Source organism: Nocardia sp. JCM 38205 (genome assembly GCF_058222935.1).
The window spans coordinates 1108676-1127841 of sequence record NZ_JBYHFL010000001.1 but is presented as its reverse complement, the minus strand read 5'-3'; the positions used below and the strand labels follow the sequence as shown (position 1 = coordinate 1127841).

Below are 19166 nucleotides of genomic sequence, written 5' to 3'. Positions count from 1 at the left end.
CTCAGAGCGCGGTCAACCAGATCGCATCCGCGGCCGGGGTGCCCAGATCCACCGATTGGTCGCCCGCACCCACCCGGATGGCGATGGTTCCGGCGAAATCGCGGCGCTCCACCACCGTGATCGGGGTGTCGAGGGCGATGCCGACCTCGTCGAAATAGCGCAGCATGGCCGGATCGGAATCGGAGATGCGCGCCACCCGGCCGCCTTCGCCGTCACCGAAATCGCTGAGCTGACGGGCCGGGGGAGTGGGGACAGCGCCGTCGACCGACGGAATCGGATCGCCGTGCGGATCACGGTCCGGATAGCCGAGTTTCGCGTCGATGCGCGCCATCAGCAGATCCGAGACCGCGTGCTCGAGCACCTCGGCCTCGTCGTGTACCTCGTCCCAGCCGTACCCGAGTTCGTTCACCAGGAAGGTCTCGATCAACCGGTGGCGGCGCACCATCGCCACCGCGGCCAGCCTGCCGTGCTCGGTGAGCGTGATCGCCCCGTATCTGGCATGCTCGACCAGCCCCTGATCGGCCAGCTTGCGCACCGCCTCCGACACCGTGGAGGCCGACACCCCGATCCGCTCGGCGAGCAATTTGGTCGACACCTTCTCCTGCGACCACTCCTGCGCGGTCCAGATGACCTTCAGGTAGTCCTGCGCCACCGATGACAGCACCGGTGCGATCGTGGTCGCACCGGCGTGGCTCGCGTCGGGGTTGCCGGTGAGGGCATCGGCCAGTTCCCGCCGGGTGGCGACATCTCGTTTACCGGGCACATCTTCGAGCTTAGGCATAGGAGCGGCGATACACACATCACGCCATGCGCGAGAAACCCGCCATTCGCCGGCGCCTCACCGCGGCTACACCGGGGCGGTGCGATGAGCATGCCGGAATACTGTTCGACACCTGATTTGCGTAGGCTGCGCACTGTGCAGAGATGGCGAAGTCTCGACGAAGTTCCCGCGGACTGGGGCCGGTGTGTGCTCACGATCGGCGTATTCGACGGGGTCCACCGTGGGCACGCTCAGCTGATCAGCCGTGCCGTCAAGTCGGCTGCCGCACGCGGAGTTCCGGCGGTGCTGATGACCTTCGACCCGCACCCGATGGAAGTGGTGCGTCCCGGCTCGCATCCCGCCCAGCTGACCACGCTGACCCGCCGCGCCGAATTGGCCGAGGAACTCGGCGTCGACGTCTTCTGCGTCATGCCGTTCACCCAGGAATTCATGAAACTGACCCCCGCCCGCTACGTGCACGACCTGCTGGTCGAGCGGCTGCACGTGGCCGAGGTGGTGGTCGGTGACAACTTCACCTTCGGCAAGAAGGCGGCGGGCACCGTCGAGACCATGCGCGATCTCGGCAAGCGCTTCGGCTTCGAGGTCGACGCGGTGACCCTGCTCGGCGAGCACGCCGTCACCTTCTCCTCCACCTACATCCGGGCCTGCGTGGACGCAGGCGATATGGCCGCGGCCGCGGAGGCGCTCGGGCGCCCGCACCGGGTCGAGGGTGTGGTGGTGCACGGTGACGGTCGCGGCCGCGAACTCGGCTTCCCCACCGCCAACGTCGCACCCCCGATGCACGCCGCCATTCCCGCCGACGGTGTGTACGCCGGCTGGTTCACCGTGCTCGGGCCAGGGCCGACCATCGGCACCGTCACCCCGGGTGAGCGCGCCATGGCCGCCATCTCCGTCGGCACCAACCCCACCTTCTCCGGCCGTGCGCGCACCGTCGAGGCCTATGTACTCGACGGCGAAGCCGACCTCTACGGCCAGCACGTAGCCGTCGACTTCGTCGAGCACCTGCGCGGCATGCAGAAATTCGACTCACTCGACGATCTGATCGAGGCCATGAGCCGCGACGTCGCGAACGCGCGCAAGGTGCTCGGCGGCACCGAGGCCTGAACCGCGGCGAGCACCCGATTCGGTCCGGCGCGCCCGGTCGGGTAGGGTGGATCCTCGGGTTTGCTGCGGTCCGCGGCGGCGCCCCACCGGTTCGCCGGATCCTCGAGCGCGGAACTGAGAAACAGGAGTGGATGCCCCATGGCGTTGACCACCGAGCAGAAGAAGGCGATTCTCGCCGAGTACGGCCTGCACGAGACCGACACCGGTTCGCCGGAGGCGCAGATCGCGCTGCTGTCCAAGCGCATCTCCGACATCACCGAGCACCTCAAGAAGCACAAGCACGACCACCACACCCGCCACGGCCTGATGGCGCTGATCGGTCGTCGCAAGCGCCTGTCGAAGTACCTGGCGGACAAGGACATCACCCGCTACCGCTCGCTGATCGAGCGCCTCGGTCTGCGTCGCTGATCATCGCGTCCGCGCCCTGCCGACACGCGGTTACGGCAAGGCAGTAGACGACCCGGCCAACGGGGAGCTTACAATCTCCCCGTTGGCTTTTTCGTGCCCGGGGGAGGAATAATCCCTGCACGACAACACAGCCGTATGCACCCGTCCTCGTGGCGTCGGTCTTCGGTAGTGGCTTTTCGGCCGGTGGCATACCGCCGGAGGGCTTCGATCGATGACCGCCTCCGCGTCGCCGTATCCAAGGGGATACCGGCCGGGTGTGCGCGTCGCAGCCAGGAGGGCTGCCGCGTGCCCCGTCAGGTACGGCTGACACAGCCGGATCGCGCCGACGGCGCCGGGTCCGGCGAGACGAGAGGTTGAGAGAAGAAAAATGTCCGAAACCACCGAACGCGCGAACAGCACGGCCGTCGAGGTCGAGCCCGGAGTCTTCGAATCCGTCGCGCTGATCGACAACGGGAGCTACGGCACCCGCACCATCCGCTTCGAGACCGGCCGTCTGGCCCGTCAGGCCGCCGGCTCGGTCGTGGCCTACCTCGACGACGAGACCATGCTGCTGTCGGCCACCACCGCCGGTAAGCACCCCAAAGACCAGTTCGACTTCTTCCCGCTGACGGTCGACGTCGAAGAGCGGATGTACGCCGCGGGCCGCATCCCCGGTTCGTTCTTCCGCCGTGAGGGCCGCCCCTCCACCGACGCGATTCTCACCTGCCGCCTGATCGACCGGCCGCTGCGTCCGTCGTTCGTCGACGGCCTGCGCAACGAGATCCAGGTCGTGGTCACGGTGATGAGCCTGGATCCCAACGACCTCTACGACGTCGTCGCCATCAACGCCGCCTCGGCGTCCACCCAGATCGCCGGACTGCCGTTCTCCGGCCCGGTCGGCGGCGTGCGCGTCGCCCTGATCGAGGGCCAGTGGGTCGCGTTCCCGACCGTCGAGCAGCTCGAGGGCGCGGTGTTCGACATGGTCGTCGCCGGTCGCGTGGTCGACTCCGGCGACGTCGCCATCATGATGGTCGAGGCCGAGGCCACCGACAAGGTCATCGAGCTGATCGAGGGCGGCGCGCAGGCGCCCACCGAGGCCGTCGTGGCCGAGGGCCTCGAGGCCGCCAAGCCGTTCATCGCCCGGCTGTGCCGCGCCCAGGCCGATCTGGCCGCGCTGGCCGCCAAGCCGACCGGTGAGTTCCCGCTGTTCCCGCCGTACGAGGCCGATGTCTTCGAGGCCGTGGAGGGCACCGCCAAGCGTGAGCTGAACGAGGCGCTCAGCATCGCCGACAAGCAGGAGCGCGAGGCGAAGATCGACGAGATCAAGCTCGAGGTGCTCTCGCGCCTCGGCGAGGATTTCGTCGGCCGGGAGAAGGAGCTGGGCGCGGCGTTCCGCTCGGTCACCAAGAAGCTGGTGCGCCAGCGCATCCTCACCGACGGTTTCCGCATCGACGGCCGTGGCCTGGCCGATATCCGCGCGCTGTCCGCGGAGGTCGCCGTGGTGCCGCGGGCACACGGTTCGGCGCTGTTCGAGCGCGGTGAGACCCAGATCCTGGGCATCACCACCCTGGACATGGTCAAGATGGCCCAGCAGGTCGACTCGCTCGGTCCCGAGACCAGCAAGCGCTACATGCACCACTACAACTTCCCGCCGTTCTCCACCGGTGAGACCGGCCGCGTCGGCTCGCCCAAGCGGCGCGAGATCGGTCACGGCGCGCTCGCCGAGCGCGCGCTGATCCCGGTGCTGCCCAGCCAGGAGGAGTTCCCCTACGCCATCCGTCAGGTGTCGGAGGCGCTGGGCTCCAACGGCTCCACCTCGATGGGTTCGGTGTGTGCCTCCACCCTCGCGCTGCTCAACGCCGGTGTGCCGCTCAAGGCGCCGGTCGCCGGTATCGCCATGGGCCTGGTGTCGGACACCGTCACCAACGACAAGGGTGAGGACGAGGTCCGCTACGTCGCGCTGACCGACATCCTCGGCGCCGAGGACGCCTTCGGTGACATGGACTTCAAGGTCGCCGGTACCCGCGACTTCGTCACCGCGCTGCAGCTGGACACCAAGCTCGACGGCATCCCCTCCAAGGTGCTGGCCGGTGCGCTGGGCCAGGCGCACGACGCCCGCAACACCATCCTGGACGTGATGGCCGAGGCCATCGCCACCCCGGACGAGATGAGCCCCTACGCCCCGCGCGTCACCGCGATCAAGATCCCGGTCGACAAGATCGGCGAGGTGATCGGGCCCAAGGGCAAGGTGATCAACCAGATCACCGAGGAGACCGGCGCCAACATCTCCATCGAGGACGACGGCACCGTGTTCGTCGGCGCCACCGACGGCCCCTCGGCGCAGGCCGCGATCGACCAGATCAACGCCATCGCCAACCCGCAGCTGCCCAAGGTGGGCGAACGCTTCCTCGGCACGGTCGTCAAGACCACCGCCTTCGGCGCGTTCGTCTCGCTGCTGCCGGGCCGCGACGGTCTGGTCCACATCTCCAAGCTGGGCAACGGCAAGCGGGTGGCCAAGGTCGAAGACGTGGTCAACGTCGGCGACAAGCTGCGCGTGGAGATCGCCGATATCGACAACCGCGGCAAGATCTCGCTGATCCCGGTCGAGGAGACCACCGATGAGCCCACCGGCGATGCGGACGCGCCCGCGGGCGAGTAGTACTTGACGGTGTGACGAAGCAGAACTCGGCAACCCCCTTGCTCCTGAACGGGCAAGGGGGTTCGTCATCGAATTGGCGGGTGAACAAAACGGAGACGGCGACTGGGACCGGAGTCCGGCGCACGGTGCTGCCCGGCGGGCTGCGGGTGGTGACCGAGCATCTACCCGGGGTGCGTTCGGCCTCGATCGGCGTATGGGTGGGGGTCGGCTCGCGGGACGAGGGCCCGACCGTCGCCGGCGCCGCGCACTTCCTCGAGCACCTGCTGTTCAAGGCCACACCCACCCGCACCGCGCTCGATATCGCCGAGGCGATGGACGCGGTGGGCGGTGAGTTGAACGCGTTCACCGCCAAGGAGCAGACCTGCTACTACGCCCATGTGCTGGACGAGGATCTGCCGCTGGCGGTGGAGTTGGTCTCCGATGTGGTGCTCAACGGGCTGTGCCGGTCCGAAGATGTGGACATCGAGCGGCAGGTGGTGCTCGAAGAGATCGCCATGCGCGATGACGACCCGGAAGATCTCGTCGGCGACGCGTTCCTGACCGCGCTGTTCGGTGATCATCCGATCGGGCGGCCGGTGATCGGCTCGGTGGAGTCGATCGAGGGTATGCGTGCCACTCAGTTGCGCTCGTTCCATCAGCGCCGCTACCGGCCGGACCGGATGGTGGTCGCGGTGGCGGGCAATGTGGAGCACGAGCACACCGTGGAGTTGGTGCATCGCGCCTTCGCCGACCGGCTCGATCCCACCGCCGAGCCGATGCCGCGGCGTGAGGGCCGGTTCCGGATGCGGACGGCGCCGCAACTGCACTGGAGCCACCGCGACAGCGAACAGTCGCATCTGGTGTTCGGGGTGCGTGCCTTCGGCAGGCATGAAGGCGAACGCCGCTGGCCGCTGTCGGTGCTCAACACCGTGATCGGCGGCGGACTGAGTTCGCGGCTGTTCCAACGCATCCGGGAAGAACGCGGCCTGGCGTATTCGGTGTATTCGAGCGTGGACACCTTCGCCGACACCGGCGCCTTCTCGGTGTACATCGGGTGTCAGCCGGAGAACCTGGCCGAGGTCGCGGCCCTGGCTCGTGGCGTGCTGGAAGAGGTCGCCGCGGACGGCATCACCGACGCCGAATGCGCCCGCGCCAAGGGGTCCCTGCGCGGTGGACTGGTGCTCGGGCTCGAGGATTCCTCGTCGCGGATGAACCGCATCGGCCGCAGCGAACTCAGCTACGGCAACCACCGCAGCGTCTCCGAGACACTGGCCCGCATCGACGCGGTCACCACCGAGGAGGTCAGTGATATCGCGCGCACCCTGCTGGCGCGGCCGTTCGGTGCGTCGGTGGCCGGGCCGTACCGGCGCACGCGCGACCTGCCTGCGGCGGTGCGGCGGCTCGTCGAGGGCTGATCGCGCGGGTGTCGGCCCCGCCGGGCGTCCGACGTCCGGAGAGCGTCGGTGCGGCCGGGTCCCGTGAGTGGATTCTCAGTCGCCCTGAGCCCGGTTGGCGGCCTCGACCACCGAGGCCAGCAATCCGGGCAGCGCCTCGTCGAGGGCGTCGGTGCGCAACCGCTGGCAGGTCTGGCCGTCGATCACCAGCCGTTCGATGACGCCCGCCTCGCGCAGGATCTTGAAATGGTGGGTGGCGGTGGACTTGTTGATCACGTCGTAGAGCGCGCCGCAGCGCACCGCGGTGCCCGCATTGCTGAGCCGGCGCACCATCTCGAGGCGCACCGGATCCTGGAGCGCGCCGAGCACAACGGGAAGCGCGGCCACGGGGTGGACCTCGGTGCCGGTGACCGCTGTGGTGTCCGTCATGATCTACCTCACTGGGGGGTTTGATGATCGTCATACCGTGCGTTATCGTCGATTCGGTTCGATCATTATCAAACTTACCTGATCGGGGTTTCGATGGCAGCGACAACGGCAGTGCCCGTCCAAGAGCGGGCCGCGCAGTCGTGGGCATACGCTCTGGTGCTGGCCGCCAGTGGCGTCGCGCTCGGGGTCTCCGGGGTACCGGCCCCGCTGTACGGCATCTACGAGCGGGAATGGCATCTGTCGCCGCTCACCACCACCATCGTGTTCGCCGTCTACGCGGTCGCGGCGCTCGGCGCGGTGCTGGTTTCCGGCCGGATCTCCGATGTGGTGGGGCGCAAACCCGTGCTGCTCGGTGCGTTCGCCACGATGATCGTCGGGCTGATCGTGTTCGTGCTGGCCGATACGGTGCCGATGCTGTTGCTGGCGCGGGCGCTGCACGGTTTCGCCGTCGGTGCGACGGTGGTGGCGGGTGCGGCGGCGCTGCTGGATCTGCGTCCGCATCGCGGCGCGCGGTCGGGTCAGCTCACCGGCGTCGCCTTCAATGTCGGGATGGCGGTGGCGATCCTCGGTTCGGCGTTGCTCGCGCAATACGCGCCGAATCCGCTGCGCACGCCGTATGTGGTGATCAGCGTGATCTGCTTGATCATCGGCGTCGGCGTGCTGGCATTGCGCGAACCGCATGTCGCGCGGGTCGCCGGACGGATCCGGATCGCCAAGCCCGCCGTGCCACAGGAGATTCGCGGTGATTTCTGGTTCTCCGCCATCGGGGTGATGGCGGCCTGGTCCGTGCTCGGTGTGCTGCTGTCGCTGTACCCGTCACTGGCCGCGGAGAAGACCGGCATCCACAATCTCGTCTTCGGTGGGCTGGTCGTCGCCTCGACCGCGCTGTCGGCGGCGCTGGCGCAGTTGTTCGCCACCGGCGTGCCCGCCCGGGCGGCGGCCATCATCGGCGATATCGGGATGGCGATCGCGCTGCTGCTGACCGTGCCCGCACTCGGCACCCACAACTGGGTGGCCGTGATCGGAATCGGGCTGGCGCTCGGCGCCACCTTCGGGCTCGGTTTCGGTGGCTCGCTGCGCCACCTGTCCAACGTCGTGCCGCAGCACAAGCGCGGCGAGACCATGTCGGCCTATTATCTGCTGGCCTATTCGGCGATGGCATTGCCCACCGTCGTCGCCGGCTGGGCCGCGACGACCTGGGGTTTGAGCACGGTCTTCCCATGGTTCGTCGGTGCGGTGGCGCTGGCCTGCCTGATCGCGGCGGGTCTGGGGCTGCGCCGGGGGCGGGCCGAGGCGGAGGCCGCAGTCTGAATCGCGGGGCGCGTTCGCCGTCGATCAGCGGGCGGCGAACGCGGTTTCGTGGACCGTCAGCCACTGCACGGCGGGCTCGGTGCCCGCTCGTGTCACCACCGCGGTCACTCGACGGTGCGAAATCGCTCCGGCATGGTGGTGTGATTCCAGGAATCGCACCACCACAATGTCGAATTCCTCGGCGAGCTCTTCGAATTCGCTGATATCGATACGTAGGCCCGGACTGGTATTGCGGGCGGCGCGAAGGCCGTTCAGGAGTTCGGTTCGCCGAAGGGTATCGCCGGCCGTGGTCACCATCGAAAACGATTCGTGCTGTGCCGCGGCGAATCGATCGAATACCGAGTCGGGCGCTTCCGAACCCAGCCAGGCGGCGAGGTCGTCGTGTAGTTCTCGGACGGCGGCTTCGATAACGGTGCCCATTCGGTATCCATTTCTGCCCAGGCGGCGGTGCTCGACGACGGGAGCCGCCGCCGCGAGTCGCTGCGCGGGTGAAAATGCGCAGGGGCCGGGTGTGGTGGAACCCGGCCCCGCTCGCTACTGCGGCCAGCCTCCGTACGGGACGGTGATCAGCTCCATGAAGTGCCCACTCGGGTCGAGGAAGTAGATGCCTCGGCCACCATCGTTGTGGTTGATCTCGCCCGGACGGCGCTGGTGCGGATCGGCCCAGTACTCCAGCCGGTAGCGCTGGATCTTGTCGTAGGCCGCGTCGAATTCGGCTTCCGACACCAGGAACGCGTAATGCTGGGGCTGGATTTCGGTGATGTGCGGTGGGACATTCGCGAAATCGAAGGTGACGCCGTTACCGGTGGTGACCGGAATGAACGGGCCCCATTCGGTGCCGATGTCCACACCCAGAATGTCCGCCCAGAATTCGGCGGACACCCGATTGTCCTTACATCCGACAATGGTGTGATTGAACTGTACTGGCAGGGGAATTTCTCCTCGAGTAGTGACGGTCCCGACCCCGGGCTCGGTACAAGGCGGCCAACGGGAGCACCGTCACGAGAGAACACATTAACGTCTGATCCGCGGCGCTGCCAAGTCCCGATTTCGCTTGCGGCACCGCGCCATCCGGCGACTGTGACCGGGCCCGCAGGTGCGGGCGCCGACCGCACCGCGCAAGAACGTTAGGCTCGGCGGAAACAGCCGGACGAGAAGTAGGGAGACCAATCGTGACCGCACCGATTCGGGTGGGTGTGCTCGGCGCGCAGGGCAAGGTCGGACAGGCGATCTGCGCGGCGGTCGAGGCCGCCGCCGATCTGGAGCTGGTCGCGGGCGTCGACAAGGATGATCCGCTGGAGAAATTCCTGGAGACCGGCACCCAGGTCGTGGTCGACTTCACCCATCCCGATGTGGTCATGGGCAATCTGAAGTTCCTGGTCGAGCACGGCATCCACGCCGTGGTCGGCACTACCGGCTTCGACGCCGCCCGCCTCGACGAGGTGCGCGGCTGGCTGGCGGGCAAGCCGCACGTCGGCGTGCTGATCGCGCCGAATTTCGCCATCGGTGCGGTGCTGTCGATGCGCTTCGCCGAGCAGGCGGCGCGGTTCTTCGAATCCGTCGAGGTCATCGAGCTGCATCACCCGAACAAGGCCGATGCGCCGTCGGGCACCGCCTACCGCACCGCCGGGCTGATCGCCGAGGCACGGGAGAAGGCCGGCGTCGGCCGCAGCCCCGACGCCACCAGCACCGAGCTCGACGGTGCGCGCGGCGCCGATGTCGACGGCGTGCGGGTGCATTCGGTGCGCCTGGCCGGACTCGTCGCGCACCAGGAGGTGCTGTTCGGCACCCAGGGCGAAACGTTGACCATCCGGCACGACTCGATCGACCGGTCCTCCTTCGCGCCCGGTGTGCTGCTCGGGGTGCGTCGCATCGCCGACCGCCCGGGACTCACCGTCGGGCTCGATCCGCTGCTCGACCTGTGAGCGCACCGGAGCCCGCCGAGGCCGGGCCGAGCCGGGACGTGATCAAGATCGTCGCCATGGTGGCGGTGCTCGTCCTGGTGCTGGTCTTCTACTTCCTGTTGCTCGGCAAGATCGCGTTCAGCCTGATCGGTTCCGGTGACGGCGCCGCCATCGCCATCGGGATCGGCGTGCTGATCCTGCCGCTGCTCGGCGTCTGGATCGTCTACGCCACCGTGCGTGCCGCGCTCGCGCACCAGCACCTGGCCCGGCGCATCCACGACGAAGGCCTCGAACTGGATGTGTCGCAGCTGCCGCGCCGGCCGTCCGGCCGCATCGAACGCGCCGCAGCGGATGAGCTGTTCCTGAAGGTCAAGCAGGAATGGGAAGCCGACCCCGACAACTGGCGGGTCTCCTACCGGCTGGCCCGCGCCTACGACTACGCCGGCGACCGCGGCCGCGCCAGGGCCACCATGCGGCGTGCGGTGGAGTTGGAACGTCACGAACGCGCGCAGCGCGGATAGACCCCGGGATACCCTCGTCGTCGTGGCGCGACTGTTGATCATCCATCACACCCCGTCGCCGTTCATGCAGGCGATGTTCGAGGCCGTGGTCTCCGGCGCGACGGATCCGGAGATCGAAGGCGTGGAGGTGGTGCGCCGCGCAGCCCTCGCTGTCACACCGTCCGACGTGCTCGACGCCGACGGCTATCTGCTGGGCACGCCCGCCAACCTCGGGTACATGAGCGGCGCCCTCAAACACGCCTTCGATGTCATCTACTACCCGTGCCTCGATTCGACCCGCCGGCGGCCGTTCGGTGCGTATTTCCATGGCAACGAGGGCACCGAGGGCGCGGAAAAGGGCGTCACCTCGATCACCACCGGGCTCGGGTGGGTGAAAGCCGCGGACTACCTGGTGGTCTCGGGCAAGCCGAGCAAGGAGAACCTGGAAGCCTGCTGGGAACTCGGCGCGACGGTCGCGGCGGGCCTGGCCCCCTGACGCGCCCCCGAATATTGGTGGCTGACCACGCACGGCTTCGGCGGGCATACTGCTGAAGAACCAATTGTGCGGTCCGCGGTGGACCGGGTTGCTCGGGATGGGAGTTGTCGAGGTGACGTGGGCCGAAGGGGTCGAAAGCACTCCACGCCGGATAGGGCTGGTCGAAGACCATGAATCGGTCGCGATCGGCTTGGCGGCGATGCTCGCTCCGCATCCCGATCTCGACCTGGTGGCGACGGCTGGGACCGTCGCGGAACTGCTCGCCGATCCTGCCGTAGCCGATCCGGTGGATCTGGTGGTGCTGGATCTGCGGCTGGCCGACGGGTCCACGCCCGAAGACAATGTGCGTGCGCTGCGTGAGCGCGGCATGGAGGTGCTGGTGTTCACCGGCGCCGACAACGCCTTCCTGGTGCGTTCGGCGGCGCGTGCGGGTGTGCTCGGCGTGGTGCGCAAATCCGAGGATGTGCCCACCGTCGTGGCCGCGGTGCGCCGGGCGGCCTCCGGCGAACAGGTCGTCACCACCGACTGGGCCGCCGCCATCGATGGTGATCCGCAGTTGTCGAGCGTGGGTTTGAGCCCGCGTCAGGAAGAGGTGCTCACCCTCTACGCGTCGGGGGAGAAGGCGTCGCGGGTGGCTCGGCTCACCGGCCTGTCGGAACAGACCGTCAACGACTATCTGGGCCGGATCCGGCAGAAGTACGCCGACGCGGGCCGGCCCGCGCCCACCAAGACCGACCTGTACAAGCGCGCGGTGGAGGACGGATGGCTGCCGGTCCCCGAGCGGCATCCGCGCCCGTGACCGCGTCCAGCTTGCTGGACACCGCCCCGACCGCGCCCACCCCGCTCGACCGAGTTCGCGCGACCCGCTGGTGGCGCGGTCTGGCAGCGGTGTCGCGAGACCGAGCCGCCGACGGCGCCTCCGAACGCATCCTGCGCCGGTTCGGTTTGGTCGTGGGGCTGGCCGGAGTGATCGCCGCCCTGGTCGAACTGCCCGAGATCGCCGATCAGAGCCGCGATATCGCCCCCGGCTGGACGATCACCGCGGTGCTGCTGGCCTTCGGCATGTTCCCGATACTCGCCTTCGTGTCCATCGGGGCGCCGCCGCGGACCATCCGGCTCGTCAGCGGTGCGGCGGCGGTCAGTTTCCTGGCCGCGATGGTGGTGATCATGCTCGCCTACTCCCAGCCCACCGAGGCCGTGGGCTCGGTGTGGGTGTATCGCGTGCTCGCGCTCGGCGTGCTCGCGGCGGCCCTGGCATGGCCCACCGGGCCCGCGATCGGTTACCTGTTCGTCGGTTCGGCGCTGTCGGCCGTGGTCAATCTGTTCGTGGTGCCCGATGTCTCGGCGTTGACCACGGCGGGCGATTTCGCGCGGGCGGCCGGATTGTGCGCGCTGTTCCTGTGGTGTGTGGTCTACGCCAGGGAGGCGGGCATCCGGGTCGACCGGGAGTCGGAGGTGGCAGGCCGCCGGGCCGCCGCCGTCGCCGGCGCCGCCGCGCGCGACCGGGAACGTGCTCGGTTCGCCGCCCTCATCCACGACGCGGTGCTGTCCACCCTGCTGGACGCCTCCCGCGGCGGCACGGAATCGCCGGTGCTGCGTCGTCAGGCCGAGCGCACCCTGGAACAGCTCGACGAATCGCGCGCGGGCAGTACCGATCCGGACCATCTGGACGCGCAGTCGGCGATCGGTTTCCTGCGTTCGGCAGTGCACGAGGTGAATCCGGGCATCGAATTCACCGCCCGCCGCACCGCCGGATTCGACGATCTACGCCTGCCGGTAACCGCGGCGAGCACGATCGCCGCCGCTCTGGCCGAGGCCGCGCGCAACAGCCTGCGTCATGCCACGGTGCCGGGCCGCGAGGTGCGCCGCAGCGTCACCGTGACGGTCAGCGCCGGCGGTATCCGCACCGAAATGCGCGATGACGGCGCCGGATTCGATCAGAATGTGGTGCCGGTTGACCGGCTCGGCATCTCGGTGAGCATTCTCGGCCGGATGCGTCAGCTCGCCGGTGGCGCCGCGTTCGTGGAATCGCAGCCGGGCGAGGGGACGACGGTGACCTTGGTCTGGGGTGGCGATGGCTGAGACGAGTGCGGATTTCGGACTGCGCGATCTGCTCGGCCTGCGCGGTGCCGCGGGCTGGCTGTTCCTTGCCATCCTGGAGCTGACCATCGTGCTGTACATGGTCCGCAACTTCAGCGAGGCCTCGCCCGTGCCCGCAACGGCAGCGTTGGTGTTGCTGGTGGTGGCGGGCGTCGTGGTGCTGATGGCGCCGCACGAGCCGCTGCCCTGGCCGGCGACCGCCTACATCGTGATCGCCGGACCGCTGGCCACCGCGCTGACCACCTTCGACGTGCAGGAGTACGCGTCGAGTCAGGTGTGGACGGCTTTCGCGTCGTCGTATGTGCTCGCCGTGCTGGTGCTGCGCGGGCGGATGGGCGTGGCCTGGCTCGGCGTCGCCGGAGTGGCCGTCGTGGTGGCGGTGGTGGGTGCGGTGGCCGGGCTCTCGGCCGGGGTGATCGTCGGCTCGATCGTGCCGGTCGCCACCGTAGCGGGCGTGTCGGTGTGTGCGTTGATCATGCGGCCCACTCAGCGGTCGCTGCGGCTGCTGCGCGAGGAGGCCACCATGCGCGCGGCCGCCGAAGCCACGATGGCCGCCGAGAACGGTGAGCGCGATCGTCAGCTGGCCCGGCTGGACAAGGTGGCGCGCCCGATCCTGGAACGCATCGCCGACGGTGTCGAACTCACCCCGTACGAGCGCGAACAATGCCGGCTGCTGGAAGCCGAACTGCGCGACGGGCTGCGGGCGCCCCAGCTGGCCACCGACGAACTCAACAGCGCCGCCCGTGGTGCTCGCGCACGCGGAGTGGAGGTGGTGCTGCTCGATGACGGCGGATTCGACGGAGTGCCGCGCTCGGTGCGTCGTCGCGTGATCGAGGCGGCCATCCGTGAGCTGGACGCGGCCAACGCGGGCTCGGTGACCGTGCGAATCCTGCCGACCGGTCGCCGCATTCTGGCGACGGTGCTGGCGAACGCGCCCGAGCAGGACCGCCGCACCGAGATCGATCTGGCCGGGCAGGTCACGGTCACCACCTGAGCTGCCCCGGCAGGAATGTGTCGTACCCGCATGGCAGGGTGCGGGTATGCGGACGATGAGTGCGGCGGCGGCGCGGCGGACGGCGCTGGCGGCGCAGGGCTTCGGTAGACCAAGGCCGGCCAAGGCGACCCGACGCACCGTTTCCGGTGTGCTCGGCAGAACCCAACTGCTGCAAGTGGATTCGGTCTCGGCAGTGGTCCGGGCGCATTACGCACCGGTGTTCAGCCGAATCGGCGTCTACGACCGCGGGCTGCTGGACGAGGCGGCCTGGCATACCGACACCCGCCGCCCACGCACGCTGGTCGAGTACTGGGCGCACGAGGCGGCGCTGATCCCGGTCGAGGACTGGCCGCTGATGCGCTGGCGCATGCAGCGCTACCGGCATGGGCGCTGGGGCGGTGCGCGTGCCGTTCTCGAACGCAACCCCACGCTCGGCAAAGACATCCTCGACGTCATCGCCGAGGTCGGCGCCGCCAGTGCCGGCGAGGTGGAACGCCATCTGGAGCTGGACAAACCGCGCCCGCCGGGATCGTGGTGGAACCTCAGCGACACCAAGATGATCTGCGAGCAACTCTTCGCCGCCGGTGAGCTCTCGGTGGGCCGGCGGGTGGGCTTCACCCGCCACTACGACCTCGCCGAGCGGGTGCTGCCCGCCGCGGTGTTCGAGCGAACGGTCGGCGAAGCGGAGGCCATCCGGGAACTGGTGCTGCGCGCGGCCACCGCACTCGGCGTCGCCACCGAGCCCGACCTGCGCGATTACTACCGGCTGGCCGGTGCCCAGACCAAACCGGCCATCGCCGACCTCGTGGACGCCGGCGAGCTGATCCCGATCGAGATCGCCGACTGGGGAGCGCCCGCCTATCTGCGAGCCGGTGCCACCACGCCGCGCCGGATCGGCGGCGCCGCCCTCTTGTGCCCCTTCGATCCGCTCATCTTCTTCCGGGCCCGTACCGAACGCGTCTTCGGCTTCCACTACCGGCTCGAGATATACACCCCGGAACCCAAACGGGTGCACGGGTATTACGTGTTCCCGTTCCTGCTGGACGGTGAGTTGGTCGGCCGCGTCGACCTGCGTGCCGAACGTGCTGCCGGGCGTCTGCTGGTGCCCGGCGCGTTCGCCGAACCCGGCCGGTGCGATGCGCACACCGCGCAGGCGCTGTCGGCGGCGCTGCGGGAGATGGCCGACTGGCTCGAGCTCGACGATGTCGTCATCGGCGAGCGCGGGGATCTGGCGCCGCTGCTACGCGCGGCGAGCTGAACCGAGGGCCTCAGTCCTCGCTGGAACGGGTATCGCCGGTGCCGGGCGAGGCGCCACCGCTGTCGCGGGCCGAGTCGCCGGTGTCGCGCGAACCGCCCGCGTGCGGGGTCGGGCCGCCGGTGCTCCGTTTCGGGCCGCCGTATCCGCCGTAGCCGCGCATCTGATCGCGCAGCGCCCCCGACACCACACCGGACATCCACGAGTTCAGCGATTGCCCACTCTGTGCCGCGGCCTCCTCGGCACGCGACTTCAGCTGTTCCACCAGACGCAGGGTGACCCGGCTGATATCGCCGGTCATCTCCTCGAAAGTGGGGTGCTCGGAGTCGGTGGCCGAATTGTTGCGGACATCGGCCGTGACGTTCGTGCCGTCCATCGAGACATGCACGGTGCGGTCACCGAGCGCTGCGCTGACCTCGGCGGCCATATCGGACAGCGCCGACAACAGCACCAGCCGCGTCGAACTCTCCACGGCCGCGGCCAGGGCGGCAGCCGTGGCCTGGGTTTTCTCGTCGCCGAGAGCTGCTGCTGCGATCAGATCGGCGCGGAGTCGGGCGGTGTATGTGTCCAGATCCATGACATCAGTGTGACGCCAAAGGTGATGTCGTTCAAGCAACATTTTGGCGTCACCGCGACGCTATGAGACGGGTATCATGTGCCCGGCGTCTCCGAACGGCGACGAGGGTGTCGAGGGTGCATCCCGGACCGGGTAGCCTTTCTGACCATGACGAACGGTGAATCGACGCCGACACCGCGGTGCGAGGCGCAGGCCCGGAGGCGGCAGCATGCGTAACCACCCAGGGCCCGGCAGCGCCGGCGATTCGAGTCGGCTGCGTGCCTCCGGCACGGTCGGCGTCGCGATGGTGACCCCCTTCAGTGCCGAGGGCAAGCTCGACGTCGATGCCGGCGTCGCGCTGGCGGCCCGCCTGGTCGACCGGGGTGTCGACCTGCTCGCGATCTCCGGCACCACCGGTGAATCGCCGACGACCACCGAGTCGGAAAAGGCCGATCTGCTGCGTGCGGTCGTCGACGCCGTCGGCTCGCGCGCCACCGTGATCGCCGGCGCCGGCACCTACGACACCGCGCATTCGGTGGAGCTGGCGCGCAACGCGCAGCGGGCGGGTGCCCACGGTTTGCTGGTCGTGACGCCGTACTACTCGCGGCCCACTCAAGAGGGCCTGATCGCACACTTCACCGCGGTCGCCGATGCCACCGATCTTCCGGTGACCCTCTACGACATTCCGCCGCGCTCGATCGTGCCGATCGCCTCCGACACCATCCGACGCCTGGCCGAGCACCCGCGCATCGTCGCGGTCAAGGACGCCAAGGGCGATCTCAATGCCGGTGCCGAACTCATCGCCACCACCGGCCTGGCCTTCTACTCCGGCGACGACACGCTGAACCTGCCGTGGCTGTCGATCGGGGCGACCGGATTCATCAGCGTCATCGGCCATCTGGTGCCGGAGCGGCTGCGCGAACTGGTCGACGCCTACGCCGCCGGTGACGTGGTCCGCGCCCGCGAGATCAACGCCGCCCTGGTGCCGTTGAACGCCGCGATGGCGCGGCTGGGCGGGGTGGCCATGTCGAAGGCGGGCCTGCGTCTGCTCGGCATCGACGTCGGCGAGCCGCGATTGCCGCAGCTCATGCCGGGCCCAGATCAGCTCGACCTGCTCAGCGCCGATCTGCGCGCGGCCGGAGTGCTGGGATGACGGCCCCGCTAGGCCGTCGTCCCCGCCGTTCCGCCAGCCGCGGCGCCGGCCCGGCCACGCCGCGTCCGCCGCAGCCGCCCGCCGCACCGGAAAAGCCCGCTGACACAACGCCTCCCGCGCCGAGCGAGGCCGAGGCTCCGGCCGCGCCCGTGCAGCAGACCGCACCCGAGCGGCCCGCACCGGAAAAAGCCGCGCCGGAAAAGGCCGCGGCGCCCGCGAAGGCCACCGAATCTCGTACCGGACAGGACCGTCCGCGTAAGCAGGGCCGGCCCCGGCAGGGTGGGCGTGGCCGCGGCGATCAATCCGCGCCGCAGCCGGATCCACGGGCCGCGGTCGCTCCGCAGGATCGCCTCGGCACGCCGCCGAAGGCGCCGAGCAACGGCCTGCGGGTCTTCGCCCTCGGCGGCATCGGCGAAATCGGCCGCAACATGACCGTTTTCGAGTACGGCGGCAAGCTGCTCATCGTCGACTGCGGCGTGCTGTTCCCGGAAGATCAACAGCCCGGCGTCGACCTGATCCTGCCGGACTTCCGTCCGATCGAGGATCGGATGGACGACGTGGTCGCGGTCGTGCTCACCCACGGCCATGAGGACCACATCGGCGCCGTGCCGTTCCTGCTGCGGTTGCGGCCCGACATCCCGGTCATCGGATCGAAGTTCACCCTGGCGCTGGTCGCCGCGAAATGCCGTGAGCACCGCCAGCATCCGAAGCTGGTGGAGGTCACCGAAGGCCAGCACACCACGCACGGCCCGTTCGGCTGCGAGTACTTCGCGGTCAACCATTCGATTCCGGATGCGCTCGCCGTCGCCATCCGCACTCCCGCCGGCGTCGCCCTGCACACCGGCGACATCAAGCTCGACCAGCTGCCGCTGGACGGCAGGCTCACCGACCTGGCCGGATTCTCCCGCCTCGGCGACGAAGGCGTCGACCTGTTCCTGGTGGATTCCACCAACGCCGAGGTGCCCGGCTTCGTCACCCCCGAACGCGAGATCGGCGGCGTCCTCGACACGGTGATCGGTAAGGCCAAGGGCCGGGTGATCGTCGCCTCCTTCGCCAGTCATGTGCACCGCATCCAGCAGGTGGTCGACGTCGCCCAGAAGTACGGGCGCCGCATCTGTTTCGTCGGCCGGTCCATGGTCCGCAATATGCAGATCGCCCAGGATCTGGGCTATCTGACGGTGCCCGACGGGATCGTCGTCGACTTGGATCAGGCCGCCACCCTGCCCAGCGACAAGCTGGTGCTGATCTCGACCGGTTCGCAGGGCGAACCGTTGTCGGCGCTGTCACGGATGGCGCGCGGTGACCACCGCCAGATCAATATCCGCGCCGACGATCTGGTCGTGCTCGCCTCGTCGCTGATCCCCGGCAACGAGAACTCGGTCTTCACCGTCGTCAACGGCCTGGCCAGGCTCGGCGCCTCGGTGATCACCCAGCAGAGCGCGAAGGTGCACGTCTCCGGGCACGCCTCCGCGGGTGAGCTGCTCTACCTGTACAACGCGGTCCGGCCCACCAATGCGATGCCCGTGCACGGCGAATGGCGGCATCTGCGCGCCAACGCCGCGCTCGCGGTGGCCACAGGGGTACCCGAGGACCGCGTGGTGCTGGCCGAGGACGGTGTGGTGGTCGATCTGGTCGACGGCATCGCCTCGATCGTGGGCCGGGTGCCGGTGGGCCACGTCTACGTCGACGGCCTGTCGGTCGGCGACGTCGGCGAATCCACGCTGTCGGACCGGCTGGTGCTCGGTGAGGGCGGTTTCATCGCCATCACCGTCGCGATCGACGAGACCACCGGCAAGGCGGTGAGCACGCCGGAGGTCAGCGGTCGCGGTTTCTCCGACGATCCGACGGCGCTCTCGGAGGCCGCGCAGCTGGTCGAGAGCGAACTGCTGCGCCTGGCCGGGGAAGGCATCACCGACACCCATCGCATCGCCCAGGGCGTGCGCCGGGTGGTCGGACGCTGGGTGGCCGACACCTACCGGCGCCGTCCGATGATCGTGCCGACGGTCATCGGGGTCTGAATCTCGCGGCGAACCCGTCGGACGAGCACTCGTCCGGCGGGTTTTCTGTTGCCTGCCGCACGCCACGACGGTGTGTCGGCGTGTCCGATGTCGCGGTCCGGTGCATGATGAACCCCATCACCTGGGCATTCGCCCCGCTCATCCGC

The 19166-nt window shown here is 69.0% G+C and carries 19 protein-coding genes; 14 read left to right on the top strand and 5 right to left on the bottom strand.

Features of this window, described 5'->3' with window-relative positions; translation table 11 throughout:
• Position 1: 1 nt before the first annotated feature.
• The gene (locus AC4HOU_RS05240) at positions 2 to 781 is read right to left on the bottom strand and encodes a metal-dependent transcriptional regulator (protein ID WP_228815112.1); all 780 of its coding nucleotides are present in this window, start codon (positions 779 to 781) and stop codon (positions 2 to 4) included.
• 135 nt (positions 782 to 916) lie between these two features.
• Here AC4HOU_RS05240 and AC4HOU_RS05235 point away from each other — a divergent pair, with 135 nt between their 5' ends.
• From AC4HOU_RS05235 to AC4HOU_RS05220, 4 genes are all read left to right on the top strand, one after another.
• The gene (locus AC4HOU_RS05235; RefSeq protein WP_195019689.1) at positions 917 to 1885 is read left to right on the top strand and encodes a bifunctional riboflavin kinase/FAD synthetase; all 969 of its coding nucleotides are present in this window, start codon (positions 917 to 919) and stop codon (positions 1883 to 1885) included.
• 138 nt (positions 1886 to 2023) lie between these two features.
• Positions 2024 to 2293 (top strand): 30S ribosomal protein S15, encoded by a 270-nt coding sequence (rpsO, locus tag AC4HOU_RS05230; protein ID WP_163811825.1) that lies wholly within the window; start codon positions 2024 to 2026, stop codon positions 2291 to 2293.
• A gap of 367 nt (positions 2294 to 2660) precedes the next feature.
• Positions 2661 to 4931, top strand: coding sequence for a polyribonucleotide nucleotidyltransferase (locus tag AC4HOU_RS05225; protein WP_195007029.1), 2271 nt, complete (start codon positions 2661 to 2663; stop codon positions 4929 to 4931).
• 80 nt (positions 4932 to 5011) lie between these two features.
• The gene (locus AC4HOU_RS05220; protein ID WP_163811830.1) at positions 5012 to 6325 is read left to right on the top strand and encodes a M16 family metallopeptidase; all 1314 of its coding nucleotides are present in this window, start codon (positions 5012 to 5014) and stop codon (positions 6323 to 6325) included.
• A 75-nt stretch (positions 6326 to 6400) separates the two neighbouring features.
• Here the strand turns inward: AC4HOU_RS05220 and AC4HOU_RS05215 are convergent, their stop codons facing one another.
• Positions 6401 to 6733, bottom strand: coding sequence for an ArsR/SmtB family transcription factor (locus AC4HOU_RS05215; RefSeq protein WP_163811832.1), 333 nt, complete (start codon positions 6731 to 6733; stop codon positions 6401 to 6403).
• Positions 6734 to 6826: 93 nt separating this feature from the next.
• Between AC4HOU_RS05215 and AC4HOU_RS05210 the strand changes: the two genes are divergently transcribed.
• On the top strand, positions 6827 to 8044 hold the full coding sequence (locus AC4HOU_RS05210; RefSeq protein WP_194991069.1) for an MFS transporter: 1218 nt from the start codon (positions 6827 to 6829) through the stop codon (positions 8042 to 8044).
• A gap of 24 nt (positions 8045 to 8068) precedes the next feature.
• Here the strand turns inward: AC4HOU_RS05210 and AC4HOU_RS05205 are convergent, their stop codons facing one another.
• On the bottom strand, positions 8069 to 8464 hold the full coding sequence (locus AC4HOU_RS05205; RefSeq protein ID WP_194991068.1) for a hypothetical protein: 396 nt from the start codon (positions 8462 to 8464) through the stop codon (positions 8069 to 8071).
• Between the two features lie 114 nt (positions 8465 to 8578).
• Positions 8579 to 8974 carry a VOC family protein gene (locus AC4HOU_RS05200; protein ID WP_163812025.1) on the bottom strand — a complete coding sequence of 132 codons (396 nt, stop codon included), beginning with the start codon at positions 8972 to 8974 and terminating at the stop codon, positions 8579 to 8581.
• A gap of 242 nt (positions 8975 to 9216) precedes the next feature.
• On the opposite strand from AC4HOU_RS05200, the gene dapB reads away from it, so the two are divergent.
• From dapB to AC4HOU_RS05165, 7 genes are all read left to right on the top strand, one after another.
• On the top strand, positions 9217 to 9969 hold the full coding sequence (dapB, locus tag AC4HOU_RS05195) for a 4-hydroxy-tetrahydrodipicolinate reductase (RefSeq protein ID WP_081597358.1): 753 nt from the start codon (positions 9217 to 9219) through the stop codon (positions 9967 to 9969).
• A gap of 56 nt (positions 9970 to 10025) precedes the next feature.
• Positions 10026 to 10469 (top strand): hypothetical protein, encoded by a 444-nt coding sequence (locus AC4HOU_RS05190; RefSeq protein WP_194992918.1) that lies wholly within the window; start codon positions 10026 to 10028, stop codon positions 10467 to 10469.
• Between the two features lie 22 nt (positions 10470 to 10491).
• Entirely contained in the window at positions 10492 to 10944 is a 453-nt protein-coding gene (locus tag AC4HOU_RS05185) for a flavodoxin family protein (RefSeq protein WP_280499195.1), read from the top strand.
• A gap of 97 nt (positions 10945 to 11041) precedes the next feature.
• The gene (locus AC4HOU_RS05180) at positions 11042 to 11743 is read left to right on the top strand and encodes a response regulator transcription factor (protein ID WP_163811840.1); all 702 of its coding nucleotides are present in this window, start codon (positions 11042 to 11044) and stop codon (positions 11741 to 11743) included.
• The gene (locus tag AC4HOU_RS05175; protein ID WP_195019687.1) at positions 11740 to 13026 is read left to right on the top strand and encodes an ATP-binding protein; all 1287 of its coding nucleotides are present in this window, start codon (positions 11740 to 11742) and stop codon (positions 13024 to 13026) included. The genes AC4HOU_RS05180 and AC4HOU_RS05175 overlap by 4 nt, the downstream gene beginning before the upstream one ends.
• The gene (locus AC4HOU_RS05170) at positions 13019 to 14038 is read left to right on the top strand and encodes a DUF8320 family protein (RefSeq protein ID WP_175585820.1); all 1020 of its coding nucleotides are present in this window, start codon (positions 13019 to 13021) and stop codon (positions 14036 to 14038) included. Before AC4HOU_RS05175 ends, AC4HOU_RS05170 begins: the two co-directional genes overlap by 8 nt.
• A gap of 46 nt (positions 14039 to 14084) precedes the next feature.
• Positions 14085 to 15296, top strand: a complete 1212-nt coding sequence (locus tag AC4HOU_RS05165; RefSeq protein WP_194992203.1) for a winged helix-turn-helix domain-containing protein — start codon at positions 14085 to 14087, stop codon at positions 15294 to 15296.
• Positions 15297 to 15306: 10 nt separating this feature from the next.
• On the opposite strand, the gene AC4HOU_RS05160 is transcribed toward AC4HOU_RS05165, so the two are convergent.
• Entirely contained in the window at positions 15307 to 15870 is a 564-nt protein-coding gene (locus AC4HOU_RS05160) for a hypothetical protein (RefSeq protein ID WP_163811848.1), read from the bottom strand.
• A gap of 208 nt (positions 15871 to 16078) precedes the next feature.
• Between AC4HOU_RS05160 and dapA the strand changes: the two genes are divergently transcribed.
• Both dapA and AC4HOU_RS05150 read left to right on the top strand, forming a co-directional pair.
• Positions 16079 to 17002, top strand: coding sequence for a 4-hydroxy-tetrahydrodipicolinate synthase (dapA, locus tag AC4HOU_RS05155; RefSeq protein ID WP_194992204.1), 924 nt, complete (start codon positions 16079 to 16081; stop codon positions 17000 to 17002).
• The gene (locus tag AC4HOU_RS05150; RefSeq protein ID WP_228815111.1) at positions 16999 to 19020 is read left to right on the top strand and encodes a ribonuclease J; all 2022 of its coding nucleotides are present in this window, start codon (positions 16999 to 17001) and stop codon (positions 19018 to 19020) included. Before dapA ends, AC4HOU_RS05150 begins: the two co-directional genes overlap by 4 nt.
• Positions 19021 to 19166: the final 146 nt, after the last annotated feature.

Bases quoted from the DNA above. Each gene is read 5' to 3' on its own strand.
- AC4HOU_RS05160 (WP_163811848.1), bottom strand. From the start codon at position 15,870: ATGGATCTGGACACATACACCGCCCGACTCCGCGCCGATCTGATCGCA.
- AC4HOU_RS05210 (WP_194991069.1), top strand. From the start codon at position 6,827: ATGGCAGCGACAACGGCAGTGCCCGTCCAAGAGCGGGCCGCGCAGTCG.
- AC4HOU_RS05150 (WP_228815111.1), top strand. From the start codon at position 16,999: ATGACGGCCCCGCTAGGCCGTCGTCCCCGCCGTTCCGCCAGCCGCGGC.
- rpsO (WP_163811825.1), top strand. From the start codon at position 2,024: ATGGCGTTGACCACCGAGCAGAAGAAGGCGATTCTCGCCGAGTACGGC.
- AC4HOU_RS05165 (WP_194992203.1), top strand. From the start codon at position 14,085: ATGCGGACGATGAGTGCGGCGGCGGCGCGGCGGACGGCGCTGGCGGCG.
- AC4HOU_RS05205 (WP_194991068.1), bottom strand. From the start codon at position 8,464: ATGGGCACCGTTATCGAAGCCGCCGTCCGAGAACTACACGACGACCTC.
- AC4HOU_RS05190 (WP_194992918.1), top strand. From the start codon at position 10,026: ATGGTGGCGGTGCTCGTCCTGGTGCTGGTCTTCTACTTCCTGTTGCTC.
- AC4HOU_RS05180 (WP_163811840.1), top strand. From the start codon at position 11,042: ATGGGAGTTGTCGAGGTGACGTGGGCCGAAGGGGTCGAAAGCACTCCA.
- dapA (WP_194992204.1), top strand. From the start codon at position 16,079: ATGCGTAACCACCCAGGGCCCGGCAGCGCCGGCGATTCGAGTCGGCTG.
- AC4HOU_RS05170 (WP_175585820.1), top strand. From the start codon at position 13,019: ATGGCTGAGACGAGTGCGGATTTCGGACTGCGCGATCTGCTCGGCCTG.
- AC4HOU_RS05240 (WP_228815112.1), bottom strand. From the start codon at position 781: ATGCCTAAGCTCGAAGATGTGCCCGGTAAACGAGATGTCGCCACCCGG.
- AC4HOU_RS05225 (WP_195007029.1), top strand. From the start codon at position 2,661: ATGTCCGAAACCACCGAACGCGCGAACAGCACGGCCGTCGAGGTCGAG.
- AC4HOU_RS05215 (WP_163811832.1), bottom strand. From the start codon at position 6,733: ATGACGGACACCACAGCGGTCACCGGCACCGAGGTCCACCCCGTGGCC.